We start from the raw sequence: 13097 nt of genomic DNA, 5'->3' as shown, positions 1-13097 counted from the left end.
CCTACGCGGGATGCCCGACCAGCATCGTCGGCGCCCCCGCCACCCGGGTCAGGAACACCGTCGCCGCGTGCGGGCCCTGCGGTTTGACCTTGCGGCGCAGTTCCTCCGGTTCGACGGCCGAGCCCCGTTTCTTCACGGTCAGGACGCCGACCTGCCGTTCCCGCAGCAGGGCCTTCAGCTTCTTGACGTTGAAGGGGAGTTGGTCGGTGATCTGGTAGGCGGTGGCGTACGGGTTGGGCCGCAGCGTGTCCGACGTGACGTACGCGATGGTCGGGTCGAGCAGTCCGCCGTCGAGCTGTTCGGCGACCTCGGCGACGAGGTGGGCGCGGATGACGGCGCCGTCGGGCTCGTACAGGTACCGGCCGACGGGGCGGACGGCGGGGTCGGGCAGCCGGCGGGAGAGCAGGGTGCGCGGGCCCGGCAGCAGGGTGGCGCGTACGGCGCCGGGGGCGGTGCCGAACCACAGCACGGCCTCCTTCACGTCCCCGCCGTCGGAGATCCACTCGGCCTCGGCCGCCTCGGGCACCGCCTCGTGCGGGATGCCGGGGGCGACCTTCAGGGCCGCGTGCGGTGCCGTGCCGGCCGCCCGCACCGCCCAGGACAGGGGCGGGGAGTACGCCTCCGGGTCGAAGACGCGGCCCCGACCGCCGCGCCGGGCCGGGTCGACGAAGACGGCGTCGAAGCCGGCGGTGTCCACCTCCGTGACGTCCGCCTCCCGCACCTCGATCAGCTCCGCGAGCCCCAGTGCGTCGGCGTTCGCCCGCGCCACCGCCGCCGTCAGCGGATCGCGGTCCACGGCGAGGACGCGGATGCCGGCCCGCGCCAGCGCGATCGCGTCGCCGCCGATCCCGCAGCACAGGTCGGCGACGGACGTGACGCCCAGCTCGCCCATCCTGCGCGCCCGGTACGCCGCGACGCTCGCCCGCGTCGACTGCTCGACCCCGTTCGGCGTGAAGAACATCCGGCCGGCGTCCTCGGCCCCGAACTTCGCCACCGCCCGCTGCCGCAGCCGGGCCTGGCCGAGCGCCGCCGACACCAGTTCGGCCGGGTGCTCGCGGCGCAGCCGGGTGGCGACGGCGAGTTCCTCGGCGGGGGCGGTGCCGCGCACCTCGTCGAGGAGGGCGCGGCCTTCGGGGGTCAGGAGGGGGGCGAGGTCGTTCACCGGGTCATTGTGGGCCAGTCGGTGGACGGTGCGCCTCCGGCGGCGGTGTCGGGCCGGGTTCGGGGCGGGTGCCTGGGAGGATCCCGCTCCATGCGAGCAGTACGACAAAATGACAAAAGCCGGGCGTTTCCCTTGTCCCGGAGCGTGCGGGTCCGGGGCGGCATCGCCGTACTCGCCGTCGCCGCCATCGCCTCGGGCTGCGCGCAGGGCTCCGGCGGCGCGCGGGGGGACCGGGGAGACGGGGACGGCGCCACCGGGGTCCGGCCGGCCGCCGGGCAGCCGCGGCTGGAGGAGGCCCCGGCCCGCGCCCTCGACTCGTACGCGACGAAGCTCCGCGCCTCCCACGCGGCCCGCGTCGCCGCCGCCAAACGCTGGGGCCTGCGGAAGGTGCCGCTCACCGCCCCGCCCGCGCCCGCCACCAAGCCGCGCATCACCACCCGCAAGGGCTTCGAGGTCGACGGCCACGAGGCCCTGGAACTCCCGCCGGTCTTCACCACGGTCCCGACCAGGGACAAGGTCGTCTTCCTCACCATCGACGACGGCGCCGAGAAGGACCCGGCGTTCCTGCGCATGACCCGCGAGCTGCGCCTGCCGTACACCGCCTTCCTCAGCGACTACCTGATCAAGGAGGACTACGGCTACTTCCGCAGGATGCGGGACGGGGGAGTGGTCCTGAACAACCACACCCTCCACCACCCCTACCTGCCCGCCCTGTCGTACGCCCGCCAGAAGCGCGAGATCTGCGGCATGCAGCGCGTCATCGAGAAGCGCTACGGAAAACGGCCCGTCCTGTTCCGGCCGCCGTTCGGCAACTACGACAAGGACACCCTGCGCGCCGCCAAGTCCTGCGGCATCACCCACGTCCCCCTGTGGAACGAGGAGGTCTTCGCCGACCGCTGGGCCTACCGCGAATGGGACCGCGAGCTGCGCCCCGGCGACATCGTCCTGAGCCACTTCCGGGGCCGGGAGCACTGGAAGGGCACCATGCCCGACATGATCCGCCGGTTCCTCGACAAGATCACGGCGGAGGGGTACGCGGTGGCGCGCCTGGAGGACTACCTGTGACAGCACGCCGCCTGCCGGTCGCGGCCGCCCTGACGGCGCTGCTGCTCACGGGCTGCGCGCCCGCCCTGGACTCCTCGGGCGGCAAGTCCACGGACCGCGCCCCGCACACCCTCGCCCGCCCCGCGGCGCCGCGCTCCCTCCCGCCCGTGGTCGACCGGGTCCCCACCCGCGACCGGGTGGTCTTCCTGACGTACGACGACGGCGCCGAACGCGACCCGGCCTTCATCGACCTCGTCCGCGAACGCCGCCTGCCGGTCACCATGTTCCTCACGGACAGCGTCGTCGGCCCGGGCTACGCCCACTTCGCCCGGCTGCGCGCGGTCGGCGCGAGCATCCAGAACCACACCCTCGACCACCCGGCCCTGCCCGGCCTGCCGTACGCCGGTCAGCGCGCGGAGATCTGCGGCCAGCAGAACAAACTCAGGTCCCGCTTCGGCATCCGCCCCCACCTCTTCCGCCCGCCGTACGGCCGCTACGACACGACCACCCGCCAGGCGGCGGCCGGCTGCGGCATCCGCGCCGTCGTCCTGGCCCGGGCGACCCTGGACGGCAACGCCGCGCTGACCTTCACCCGGGGCGCCCGCCGCCTCGCCCCCGGGGACATCGTCTCGGTCCCCGCCACGGAGGCCCTCGCCCTGTCCCTGCACGCCCGCACGACCCGTCTCCTGGAACTGATCGAGAAGGCGGGGCTGAGGGTGGGACGCCTGGAGGACCACCTGTCATGACACTCGGCCCGGCCGGATGAACTCGGCCCGGCCTGAACTCGGCCCGTCCGGCGTTCGGGAACGAGGCCGTTCAGGCCGAAGCGGGTCCCCGGGGGCGGCGGCCCCGGGGGGACGGTCACGTCGACGACGGGCGCCGAGGGCACGCCGGTGAGCGCGCGTCGCCCCCGCCGCGCCGCACGGCAATTGGCACTCCGCTTGACCGAGTGCTAATCGCGGTCATAGTCTCGGCTCTGGCACTCCCCCCAGGAGAGTGCCAACAACGCGACGGGCAGGTCCGGCACCCGCGACGACGGATCGACCTGGTCGCCACCTCAGACAGTTAACCCCGTGAGATCTCCGAAGGGGGAGGTCGGATCGTGACGACCGCCAGCTCCAAGGTTGCCATCAAGCCGCTCGAGGACCGCATTGTGGTCCAGCCGCTCGACGCCGAGCAGACCACGGCCTCTGGCCTGGTCATTCCGGACACCGCCAAGGAGAAGCCCCAGGAGGGCGTCGTCCTTGCCGTGGGCCCGGGCCGCTTCGAGGACGGCAACCGTCTTCCGCTCGACGTATCCGTCGGCGACGTCGTGCTCTACAGCAAGTACGGCGGCACCGAGGTGAAGTACAACGGCGAGGAGTACCTCGTCCTCTCGGCCCGCGACGTGCTCGCGATCATCGAGAAGTAATTCACCTCGACGCAAAGCACCTTTTGCTCGAACTGCGCCCCTGGCCCCCGCGACCTAAGAAGCCGGGCGCCCGGGGCGCAGTACTTTCACCCAGATTTCCGAGAGGGCTCACGCTCCCATGGCGAAGATCCTGAAGTTCGACGAGGACGCCCGTCGCGCCCTCGAGCGCGGCGTCAACAAGCTCGCCGACACGGTGAAGGTGACGATCGGCCCCAAGGGCCGCAACGTCGTCATCGACAAGAAGTTCGGCGCCCCGACGATCACCAACGACGGCGTCACCATCGCCCGCGAGGTCGAGATCGAGGACCCGTACGAGAACCTCGGCGCCCAGCTGGTCAAGGAGGTGGCGACCAAGACCAACGACATCGCGGGTGACGGTACGACCACCGCGACCGTGCTGGCCCAGGCGCTCGTCCGCGAGGGCCTGAAGAACGTCGCCGCCGGCGCCTCCCCGGCCGCCCTGAAGAAGGGCATCGACGCGGCCGTCGCCGCCGTCTCCGAGGACCTGCTCGCGACCGCCCGCCCGATCGACGAGAAGTCCGACATCGCCGCCGTGGCCGGTCTGTCCGCCCAGGACAGCCAGGTCGGCGAGCTCATCGCCGAGGCGATGGACAAGGTCGGCAAGGACGGTGTCATCACCGTCGAGGAGTCCAACACCTTCGGTCTGGAGCTGGACTTCACCGAGGGCATGGCCTTCGACAAGGGCTACCTGTCGCCGTACTTCGTGACGGACCAGGAGCGCATGGAGGCCGTCCTCGACGACCCGTACATCCTGATCCACCAGGGCAAGATCTCCGCCATCGCGGACCTCCTGCCGCTGCTCGAGAAGGTCATCCAGACCAACTCCTCCAAGCCGCTGCTGATCATCGCCGAGGACGTCGAGGGCGAGGCCCTGTCGACCCTGGTCGTGAACAAGATCCGCGGCACCTTCAACGCCGTCGCCGTGAAGGCCCCCGGCTTCGGCGACCGCCGCAAGGCGATGCTGCAGGACATGGCGGTCCTCACCGGCGCCACGGTCATCTCCGAGGAGGTCGGCCTCAAGCTCGACCAGGTCGGCCTCGACGTCCTCGGTTCCGCCCGCCGCGTCACCGTCACCAAGGACGACACCACGATCGTCGAGGGTGCCGGCAAGGCCGAGGACCTGCAGGGCCGCGTCGCCCAGATCAAGGCCGAGATCGAGAACACCGACTCCGACTGGGACCGCGAGAAGCTCCAGGAGCGCCTCGCGAAGCTGGCCGGCGGCGTGTGCGTGATCAAGGTCGGCGCCGCCACCGAGGTGGAGCTGAAGGAGCGCAAGCACCGTCTGGAGGACGCCATCTCCGCGACCCGCGCCGCGGTCGAGGAGGGCATCGTCTCCGGTGGTGGCTCCGCGCTCGTCCACGCCGTGAAGGTCCTGGAGGGCAACCTCGGCAAGACCGGCGACGAGGCCACCGGTGTCGCCGTCGTCCGCAAGGCCGCCGTCGAGCCGCTGCGCTGGATCGCCGAGAACGCCGGCCTGGAGGGCTACGTCATCACCTCCAAGGTCGCCGAGCTCGACAAGGGCCAGGGCTTCAACGCCGCGACCGGCGAGTACGGCGACCTGATCAAGGCCGGCGTCATCGACCCGGTCAAGGTCACCCGCTCCGCCCTGGAGAACGCCGCCTCCATCGCCTCCCTCCTCCTCACGACCGAGACCCTGGTCGTCGAGAAGAAGGAAGAGGAGGAGTCGGCCGCCGGTGGCCACAGCCACGGCCACTCCCACTGACCGAAGGCCGCTCGCGGCCGCTTGAGTGGAACGACGCCGTCAGGCGTCCCCGGGGCCCTGCCCTCCGTACGCGGAGGGCAGGGCCCCGGCGTTCTGCCGGGCGGTGGGTGGTCCTTGCGGACGTTCCCGCACGGCGCGGCGGGCCCTACCGGGGACCGGCCTCGGCCCGCACCACCGCCCACACGGTCTTCCCGGGCGCACCGGGTCGCGGGGCGACGCCCCAGTCCTCGGCGAGGGCGGCGACGAGCGTGAGGCCGCGTCCGCCGTCGGCGTCGGGCCGGCCGTCGCGGACGGGACACGGAAGCCGCTCGCCGCGTACGTCGCTGACCTCGACGCGGACCCGTCCGGCGCCGTCGAGCCGGACGAGACGGAGCTGCGCGTCCCGACCGGGCACCCGCCCGTGCGTCACGGCGTTGGTCGCCAACTCGGCGACGACCAGCTCCACGGTGTCGTGCGCGGGGCTGCCGTGGCTCCAGCCCCAGGCGTCCATCTGGCAGGAGGCGAGCCTGCGGGCGAGCCGGGCGCCGCGGGGTGAGGACGTGAAGCGGAAGACGAACGCCGGCTGGTCGGCGAGAGGGAGCGGCAGCGCGGCCCGTCGCTCCCGGCGGGGGGAAGTGGTCATGCCCCGAAGATTCCGCGACGGCATCACCGCTGACCAGGCCCGACACCCCCACGACGGCGCTGTGTGGGGGCGGAGGGTGACGGCGTCGGGCCTGTCGGGGCGGCCTCCGTTTCCCCGGGGGTCTTTCCTCTCGCGAACGGCGTTCACCCGTACGTCGCAACCAGCGGCGATTCCGGTGTGGTTGACGCCGGTGCGTCCTACCGTGCGAGCACGGGTGACGAGGGCTGGACGTGCTGAGGGGACGAACGGGATGGACTCGGGCGCGGATTCGGGTGCGGGTGTGGAGAGCGCGGGGGTGGGCGCGGACTCGAACGGGGAGTTCCTGCGCTGCTTCGGACGCCAGATGAAACTGCTGCGGGAGGCCGCGGGGCTGACCCAGGCGCAGTTGGGCGAGCGGGTCGGCTACGGCGAGGCGCTGATCGCGGCGGTGGAACAGGGCCGGCGAATCCCCCGGCCGGAACTGGTGGACGCGGTGGACCGCGAGGTGGGGGCGCGGGGGGTGCTGGTGGCGATGAAGGGGGAGGTGGCGAAGGCTCGGTATCCGGGTTTCTTCCGGGCCTTCGCAGCCCTGGAAGCCAATGCCGCCGAACTGCACGCTTACGACGCTCACCTCGTCAACGGCCTGCTGCAGTGCGAGGAGTACGCACGCGCGGTTTTCGGCATGTGGCGGCCCCTACTGGATACGGAGACCATTGAGCAGCGGGTGTCGGCGCGCTTGGATCGTCAGAAGCTGCTGGCGCGACGTCCCAAGCCGCTGCTGAGCTTCGTGATCGAGGAAGGCGTTCTGCGCAGGCCCCTCGGTGGGGCAGAGGTCATGCGGGCGCAGTTGGAGCACCTGTTGATCGTCGGGCACGAACGCAACGTAGAGCTACAGGTGATGCCGACTGCTCGCGACGAACATGCCGGAGTGGCAGGGCCCTTCACATTGATCCTCACGCAGCAACAGCGGAGGATGGCGTATACGGAGGTGCAGAGCAACAGCACCCTGCATACGGAGCCAGCGAAGGTCCAGGGGTTCGAGTCCACGTACGGAGTCCTGCGAGCACAAGCGATGACCCCCAGGGAATCGCTGGCCTGGATCGAGAAGCTCTTGGGAGAGTTGTGAAGGCCAACGACGATCAGGCAGCCGAGCTGACCTGGGTGAAGAGCAGCTACAGCGCTGGAGACGGCGGTCAGTGCGTGGAGGCCGCCGCTACCGACTCCGTCGTGCTGGTCCGCGACTCGAAGCAGCCGGACGCAGCGACCCTGAGCGTCCCCGCTGAGCAGTGGACGGCGTTCGTGCGCATGGCCGTGCGCGGCTGACGCGAGCGAGGGGCGGCGGGGAGCCGATCGTGCTCCCCGCCGCCCCTCACGCATGCCCGGAGTCTGCTCCCGGTGGGAGTCACAGCTCCGTCGGGTCCAGCACCCCCAGCTGCGTCATCAGTCCGAGCCGGTCGTACTGCCACCAGCCCTCGCAGATCCGGCCGTCCCGGAAGCGGTGCCAGGTCGTGCCCGTCATGGTGACGTCCTGGCCGGTCGCCGGGACGCCCAGGAACTCGCCGGTGTGGCGGCCGGTCCACGTCCAGCGCGTGCACACCCGGTCCGCCTCGGCGAGCTGGTCGTCGACGCGGAACGCGAACGTGAAGGCCGCGCGCCAGCTCGCGTACTCCTCGCGCATCCGGGCCGCCCCCTCCATGTCACCCGGATTCGCCGGGTCGTGGTCCCGGTAGTCGTCCGTGAGGTGCGCCGCGAGGCTCTCCGGCGGCACCCGGCCCATGTCCTCGAAGAACGCCCGGGCCGCGGCCCGGTTGAGCTGCTCGTCGCGCACCACGTCGAGATCGGTGAACGTCGGCATCCCGTCGCACAGCGCCACCATCTCCCGGAAGATCCGCTCGGTCTCCGGGAGGTTCGAGTTCCGCATCGCCTCCTCGTACGAGGGGAACTCCACGATCTCCACGAAGTGCGCCTCCTCGGACAGGTCCCTGCCGATCAGGCTGTGCGTCGCCGTGCGCTTGCCCTTGGTCTGCTCGACCCACTTGTCCATCAGCCGGTTCACCTCGTCGAACCGGTTGGTCCTGCAGTCGATGAGCTGTACGAACGTCATGGGGTCCACCTCCCGGCCCCCCTGCGCTTCCCGGCCCCCCGGGTCCGGCCGGTCACCCCCATTCTCGCACCGGGGAGGCCACTACCGCGGGCCGTACTTCCGCCCCGTCCGCGAGGTCAGCCCGCCCAGCAGATCCCGGGGCACCACCTTCACGATGCCCATGAGGGCCTTGTAGCGCGGGTCGGGAACCGACACCGTCCTGCCGCGCGCCAGATCGTTCAGCGCCGCCGCGACCAGCTTGTCCGCGTCGAGCCACATCCACCCCGGGATGTTGTCCGTGCCCATCCCGGCCCGGGCGTGGAACTCCGTGCGCACGAACCCGGGGCACAGCGCCATCAGCCGTACGCCGCTGCCCGCCAGGTCCTTCGCCACGCCCTGCGTGAACTGCACGACCCACGCCTTGGACGCGCCGTACGTCCCGCGCGGCACGAACGCCGCCACCGACGCGACGTTGACGACACCGCCCCGGCCCCGCTCCCGCATCGCCTCCGCCGCCGCCGACGTCAGCCGCAGCACCGCCTCGCAGTGCACCTTCAGCATCGTCAGCTCGTCGGCGAGGGACACCTCCAGGAAGCGGCCCTTGTTGCCGAAGCCGGCGTTGTTGATCAGCAGGTCGACGGGGTTCCTGCGGTCCCCCAGCCGGGCGGTGACCGCGTCGATGCCCTCGTCCGTCGCCAGGTCGGCGGTCAGGACCTCGGCCTCGATGCCGTGCCGGTCGTGCAGCTCGGTGGCCTGTTCCCGCAGGCGCTTGGTGTCCCGCGCCACCAGGACCAGGTCGTGCCCGTCGGCCGCCAGCCGCCGCGCGAACGCCGCACCGATGCCCGCCGTCGATCCCGTAATCAATGCCGTTGTCATGGCGCAAGATTAGTGACCCGGACCCCACAGATCCGTTTTCTGCACGCTTCCTCCGGATCGGTGAAGCCCGGGCCAACAGCGCCTGGACGGACCGGCGTCAGCCGCCCTGCCGCGCCACGTACTTGCGCGCCGCCGCCAGCGACTCCGGGTGCAGCGCCGGGCCCGCCGCCAGCAGACGCGGCAGCAGCGCCCGTTCCGTGGTCACCGCCCGGAACTGAACGGCAACCGTCACGTCGTGGTCCGGGCGGTGCACCACCTCCACGGGATCGCCCGCGCGGATCTCCCCGGGCTCGACCACCCGCAGATACGCCCCCGGCGCGCCCCTCTCCGTGAACCGCCGCACCCAGCGCTGCTCACCCAGATGGCCCTGGAAGGTCCGACAGGGAATCCGCCCGCTGGTCACCTCCAGCACGACCTCCGGCCCGACACGCCACCGCTCGCCTATCAGCGCCCCCGACACGTCCAGGCCCTCGGTGGTGAGGTTCTCGCCGAACGAGCCGTTCACCAGCGTGCGTCCCAGCTCGCGCTCCCAGTCGTCGAGGTCCTCGCGCGCCACCGCGTACACCGCCTGGTGGTCGCCGCCGTGATGGCGGGTGTCGCACACCGCGTCCCCGGCCAGACCGCTCGCGCCGGTCCCCTTCGGCCCGGGTGCCGCCACCCGCACCGGCCCGTCGGCCGGCCGCTTGTCGATGCCGGTCAGCCCGTCCGGCTGATCCGTGTAGGGCACGGCCCGCGCGCGGCCCAGATTCACAGACAGAAGCTTCATGGCGGCACGGTAGGCGAGCCGCGGCCAAAGCGTCGACGCATTATCCGGCGTCGGGTCAAAGGCTCACTTATCCTCGAAGGGTGATCGAAGCCCGTCATCTCCGCGTCCTGCGCGCCGTGGCCACCACCGGTTCCTTCTCGGCGGCGGGACGCGAACTGGGCTGCACCCAGCCCGCCGTCAGCCAGCAGATCAAGGCCCTGGAGACCTCCGTCGGCACACCCCTGCTGATCCGCAGCGGACGCGCCATGCGGCTGACCCAGGCCGGCGAGGCCCTCGTGCGGCACGCCGCCGGCATCCTCGCCGGGCTCACCGCCGCCGAGGAGGAGGTCGCCGCGATCGCCGGACTGCGCGCCGGCCGGGTCCGCCTCGTGTCCTTCCCCAGCGGCAGTTCCACTCTCGTCCCCACCGCCCTCGCCGCCCTGCGCGCCGCCCACCCCGGCACCCGGGTCTCCCTGGAGGAGGCCGAGCCGCCGAGGTCCGTCGAACTGCTCCGCGAGGGCGACTGCGACATCGCGCTCGCCTTCCGCTACGAGGGCGCGGCGGGCGCCGAGGAGTGGGACGACCTCGTCGTACGGCCGCTGCTGACCGACCGGCTCGTCGCGCTCGTGCCCGAACGGCACCGCCTCGCCCGCGCGGAGACCGTCGCCATCGGGGAACTCGCCGGGGAACCGTGGATCGCGGGCTGCCCGCGCTGCCGCGGCCAGCTGGTCGAGGTGTGCGAGGGCGCCGGTTTCACGCCCCGCATCGACTTCGCGACCGACGACTACCCGGCCGTGGTCGGCCTGGTGGGCGCCGGCCTGGGCGTGGCCGTCCTGCCCCAGCTCGCCGTCGAGTCCGTCCGGCCCCGGGGCGCGCGGACGGTGACGCTGGAACCGGCGGTGCGCCGCGAGATCGTCGCGCTCACGCTGCCCGACCTGGCGCACGTGCCGGCCGTGGCGGCGACGCTGGACGAACTGGCGCGGGCCGCCGCCCGGTAGGGGGCCGAAGAAAACTAAGGGGCACGCCTAGCGTGCCCGTCCTTGCAGAAACGTTCCTTCAGGCTGCCCTTCAGTGGTTCGAGGCTTGGCCCGCGCCCGGTGTCGACGCCGACACCAGACGGTGGCGCGCCCGTCCCATGAGTTCCTCGCGCTCGTCCTCCGTCAGTCCGCCCCAGACCCCGTACGGCTCGCGTACCGCCAGCGCGTGCGCCGCGCACTGTGCGCGAACCGGGCACCTCATGCAGACCTCTTTGGCGGAGTTCTCGCGAGCACTTCGCGCCGCACCGCGCTCACCCTCGGGATGGAAGAAGAGGGAGCTGTCCACCCCGCGGCAGGCAGCCAGGAGCTGCCAGTCCCACAGGTCCGCGTTCGGTCCGGGAAGGCGGGAGAAATCTGCCATTGCGTGACCCCTTGTAGCCGTTATGGGCGGATCCGGTGTCCACGACCGTACAACTACGATCTAAGAAGATGAAAATATGACTCATTGCGAATCTAGCCGCAGACACCAGCAAGTGGGAAGAAAAGGGTCTGAATGGGGCATAGGTTGTGATGAAAAATTGAGGGTCCGCTGTGCATGTCTGCACCGTGTCCGTCCCCTCACGTAGAGTGCCGAAGAGGGCACACGGCCCCGTAACTCTTTCGAGTGACCGTCGTTGAGAGTGCGGAGGCGGTTGAAGCAACAAGCGCTCGGACGGACGTCCGAGGCGGTCGACCGCACAGGTGACGATTCGTACCAGCCTGGAGGCTCAAGGTGACGTGCATCAGCTGCGGAGGACGGCCATGACTTCCGTCCTCGTCTGCGACGACTCCCCGCTTGCCCGAGAGGCGCTCCGCCGCGCGGTCGCGACCGTGCCCGGCGTCGAGCGGGTGACGACTGCGGCCAACGGCGAGGAAGTCCTCCGCCGCTGGGGCGCCGACCGCTCGGACCTCATTCTGATGGACGTACGCATGCCCGGACTGGGCGGCGTCGAGACCGTCCGGCGGCTGCTGTCCGCCGACCCCGGCGCGCGCATCATCATGCTGACGGTCGCCGAGGACCTGGACGGCGTGGCCCTGGCCGTCGCCGCCGGCGCCCGGGGCTACCTGCACAAGGACGCCTCGCGTGCGGAGCTGCGGGCCACGGTGACGCAGGCCCTCGCCGACCCGACCTGGCGGCTCGCGCCGCGCCGGCTGCGGTCGGCCGAGATGGGCGCCGCGCCCACGCTCACCGCGCGTGAGATCCAGGTGCTCGAAGGCATGAGTCACGGTCGCTCCAACGCCGAGATCGGCCGCGAGCTGTTCCTCTCCGAGGACACCGTCAAGACGCACGCCCGACGGCTGTTCAAGAAGCTCGGCGCCTCGGACCGGGCACACGCCGTGGCGCTCGGCTTCCGGTGGGGCCTGGTCCGCTAGGCCACCCCTGTGCGCCCCAGGCCGCGTCGCCGGAACCCCGCCCGCCCCGCTCCGTCCCGCACGCCCGGCGAGGGCGGCGAAACCCCCGCCCACCGCCGGGTGGGCGGGGCCGGCCGGGCGGCCCGCCGGGTGCCCGCTGCTCGTTTCGCCGCGGATGCCGCATCCTTGAGGTGTGGAGTCTCTCGGGGACGAGTCGGTCGAGCGGAAGGGGAGGGCGCAGGGGATGAGTTCCGGCGCACCTGCTCATAACGCTTCGGTGCACAACAACGGGCGCGGTGCCACGGATCGGACGAGCGCAGGGCACCATGGACCGATGCGTGAGGACGATGCGGCCACTGCCCAAGGGGCGATCGGTGCGCTCGTTCATCGTGCCGTCGATGGGGACGAGCAGGCCACGCACGATCTGCTCGCCCATGTCCACCCCCTGGCCCTGCGCTACTGCCGTACGCGGCTGTCGCGGCTTCCGGGTGATGCCCGGCACTTCGTCGAGGACCTCGCGCAGGAGGTCTGCGTGGCGGTCCTGCTGGCCCTGCCGCGCTACAAGGACACCGGGCGCCCCTTCGAGGCGTTCGTCTTCGCCATCGCCGCCCACAAGGTCGCCGACCTGCAGCGCGCCGCGATGCGCCACCCCGGCTCCACGGCCGTGCCCTCCGACGAGATGCCCGAGCGGCCCGACGACTCGCTCGGCCCCGAGGAGCGCGCCCTGCTCAGCAGCGACGCCGAATGGGCCAAGAAACTCCTGGCCAACCTCCCCGAGAACCAGCGCGAACTGCTGCTGCTGCGGATCGCGGTGGGGCTCACCGCCGAGGAGACCGGCCAGATGTTGGGAATGTCACCCGGCGCCGTGCGCGTCGCACAGCACCGGGCCCTGAGCCGGCTGCGGGCACTGGCCGAGCAGTAATCCCCCCCGAGTGGCCGGGTGACCGGGCGTCGCGGCTCCCGTGAACCGGAGGGGCGCCGGACCCGTACGAAGATACGAAGCCCCCATGCCCTCGTGATCGTGGAATGAGACACGTCCGCTTCCCGTTAGCATGGACATCC

General features: G+C 71.6%; 15 protein-coding genes. 9 read left to right on the top strand and 6 right to left on the bottom strand.

The genetic code is table 11. From position 1 onward, the window contains the following. Nucleotide 1: 1 nt before the first annotated feature. Complete coding sequence (locus QC282_RS09815) at nt 2-1162, bottom strand: methyltransferase domain-containing protein (RefSeq protein WP_279548874.1); 1161 nt, start codon at nt 1160-1162, stop codon at nt 2-4. 90 nt (nt 1163-1252) lie between these two features. Here QC282_RS09815 and QC282_RS09810 point away from each other — a divergent pair, with 90 nt between their 5' ends. The 4 genes from QC282_RS09810 to groL all read left to right on the top strand — a co-directional run bounded on the left by QC282_RS09810 (nt 1253) and on the right by groL (nt 5361). Continuing rightward, nucleotides 1253-2227 (top strand): polysaccharide deacetylase family protein, encoded by a 975-nt coding sequence (locus QC282_RS09810; protein ID WP_279548873.1) that lies wholly within the window; start codon nt 1253-1255, stop codon nt 2225-2227. Then, complete coding sequence (locus QC282_RS09805) at nt 2224-2952, top strand: polysaccharide deacetylase family protein (RefSeq protein WP_279548872.1); 729 nt, start codon at nt 2224-2226, stop codon at nt 2950-2952. The genes QC282_RS09810 and QC282_RS09805 overlap by 4 nt, the downstream gene beginning before the upstream one ends. A 356-nt stretch (nt 2953-3308) precedes the next feature. Continuing rightward, complete coding sequence (gene groES / locus QC282_RS09800; protein WP_014178834.1) at nt 3309-3617, top strand: co-chaperone GroES; 309 nt, start codon at nt 3309-3311, stop codon at nt 3615-3617. A 118-nt stretch (nt 3618-3735) separates the two neighbouring features. Further along, nucleotides 3736-5361: a chaperonin GroEL gene (gene groL, locus QC282_RS09795; protein WP_279548871.1), complete on the top strand. Its 1626-nt coding sequence runs from the start codon at nt 3736-3738 to the stop codon at nt 5359-5361. Between the two features lie 145 nt (nt 5362-5506). Here groL and QC282_RS09790 read toward each other — a convergent pair whose 3' ends face one another. Continuing rightward, the gene (locus QC282_RS09790) at nt 5507-5983 is read right to left on the bottom strand and encodes an ATP-binding protein (protein WP_279548870.1); all 477 of its coding nucleotides are present in this window, start codon (nt 5981-5983) and stop codon (nt 5507-5509) included. 250 nt (nt 5984-6233) lie between these two features. On the opposite strand from QC282_RS09790, the gene QC282_RS09785 reads away from it, so the two are divergent. Together QC282_RS09785 and QC282_RS09780 are read left to right on the top strand one after the other, a co-directional pair. Further along, on the top strand, nt 6234-7088 hold the full coding sequence (locus tag QC282_RS09785) for a helix-turn-helix transcriptional regulator (RefSeq protein ID WP_279548869.1): 855 nt from the start codon (nt 6234-6236) through the stop codon (nt 7086-7088). Continuing rightward, nucleotides 7085-7285 (top strand): DUF397 domain-containing protein, encoded by a 201-nt coding sequence (locus tag QC282_RS09780; RefSeq protein WP_279548868.1) that lies wholly within the window; start codon nt 7085-7087, stop codon nt 7283-7285. Before QC282_RS09785 ends, QC282_RS09780 begins: the two co-directional genes overlap by 4 nt. 79 nt (nt 7286-7364) lie before the next feature. On the opposite strand, the gene QC282_RS09775 is transcribed toward QC282_RS09780, so the two are convergent. The 3 genes from QC282_RS09775 to QC282_RS09765 all read right to left on the bottom strand — a co-directional run bounded on the left by QC282_RS09775 (nt 7365) and on the right by QC282_RS09765 (nt 9687). Further along, complete coding sequence (locus QC282_RS09775; protein ID WP_279548867.1) at nt 7365-8066, bottom strand: ester cyclase; 702 nt, start codon at nt 8064-8066, stop codon at nt 7365-7367. Between the two features lie 81 nt (nt 8067-8147). After that, nucleotides 8148-8921, bottom strand: a complete 774-nt coding sequence (locus tag QC282_RS09770) for an SDR family oxidoreductase (protein ID WP_279548866.1) — start codon at nt 8919-8921, stop codon at nt 8148-8150. A 97-nt stretch (nt 8922-9018) separates the two neighbouring features. Next, entirely contained in the window at nt 9019-9687 is a 669-nt protein-coding gene (locus QC282_RS09765) for an MOSC domain-containing protein (protein WP_279548865.1), read from the bottom strand. An 80-nt stretch (nt 9688-9767) separates the two neighbouring features. On the opposite strand from QC282_RS09765, the gene QC282_RS09760 reads away from it, so the two are divergent. Further along, complete coding sequence (locus tag QC282_RS09760; protein ID WP_279548864.1) at nt 9768-10664, top strand: LysR family transcriptional regulator; 897 nt, start codon at nt 9768-9770, stop codon at nt 10662-10664. A gap of 70 nt (nt 10665-10734) precedes the next feature. On the opposite strand, the gene QC282_RS09755 is transcribed toward QC282_RS09760, so the two are convergent. Then, nucleotides 10735-11064, bottom strand: a complete 330-nt coding sequence (locus tag QC282_RS09755; RefSeq protein ID WP_279548863.1) for a WhiB family transcriptional regulator — start codon at nt 11062-11064, stop codon at nt 10735-10737. A gap of 380 nt (nt 11065-11444) precedes the next feature. Between QC282_RS09755 and QC282_RS09750 the strand changes: the two genes are divergently transcribed. Then, nucleotides 11445-12056, top strand: a complete 612-nt coding sequence (locus QC282_RS09750) for a response regulator transcription factor (RefSeq protein WP_003948568.1) — start codon at nt 11445-11447, stop codon at nt 12054-12056. 313 nt (nt 12057-12369) lie between these two features. Continuing rightward, complete coding sequence (locus QC282_RS09745) at nt 12370-12957, top strand: sigma-70 family RNA polymerase sigma factor (protein WP_279548862.1); 588 nt, start codon at nt 12370-12372, stop codon at nt 12955-12957. The last annotated feature ends 140 nt before the right edge of the window (nt 12958-13097 follow it).

This window comes from Streptomyces sp. DH24 (assembly GCF_029813775.1).
Classification (GTDB): Bacteria; Actinomycetota; Actinomycetes; order Streptomycetales; family Streptomycetaceae; genus Streptomyces.
Note: the sequence above shows the minus strand (reverse complement) of the source record. Positions and strands in the feature narration are given on the sequence as shown.

What these genes read in the sequence shown, in the direction of transcription:
- QC282_RS09810 (WP_279548873.1), top strand. Translation starts at nt 1,253, where the DNA reads ATGCGAGCAGTACGACAAAATGACAAAAGCCGGGCGTTTCCCTTGTCC.
- groL (WP_279548871.1), top strand. Translation starts at nt 3,736, where the DNA reads ATGGCGAAGATCCTGAAGTTCGACGAGGACGCCCGTCGCGCCCTCGAG.
- QC282_RS09790 (WP_279548870.1), bottom strand. Translation starts at nt 5,983, where the DNA reads ATGACCACTTCCCCCCGCCGGGAGCGACGGGCCGCGCTGCCGCTCCCT.
- QC282_RS09785 (WP_279548869.1), top strand. Translation starts at nt 6,234, where the DNA reads ATGGACTCGGGCGCGGATTCGGGTGCGGGTGTGGAGAGCGCGGGGGTG.
- QC282_RS09775 (WP_279548867.1), bottom strand. Translation starts at nt 8,066, where the DNA reads ATGACGTTCGTACAGCTCATCGACTGCAGGACCAACCGGTTCGACGAG.
- QC282_RS09770 (WP_279548866.1), bottom strand. Translation starts at nt 8,921, where the DNA reads ATGACAACGGCATTGATTACGGGATCGACGGCGGGCATCGGTGCGGCG.
- QC282_RS09765 (WP_279548865.1), bottom strand. Translation starts at nt 9,687, where the DNA reads ATGAAGCTTCTGTCTGTGAATCTGGGCCGCGCGCGGGCCGTGCCCTAC.
- QC282_RS09755 (WP_279548863.1), bottom strand. Translation starts at nt 11,064, where the DNA reads ATGGCAGATTTCTCCCGCCTTCCCGGACCGAACGCGGACCTGTGGGAC.
- QC282_RS09750 (WP_003948568.1), top strand. Translation starts at nt 11,445, where the DNA reads ATGACTTCCGTCCTCGTCTGCGACGACTCCCCGCTTGCCCGAGAGGCG.
- QC282_RS09745 (WP_279548862.1), top strand. Translation starts at nt 12,370, where the DNA reads ATGCGTGAGGACGATGCGGCCACTGCCCAAGGGGCGATCGGTGCGCTC.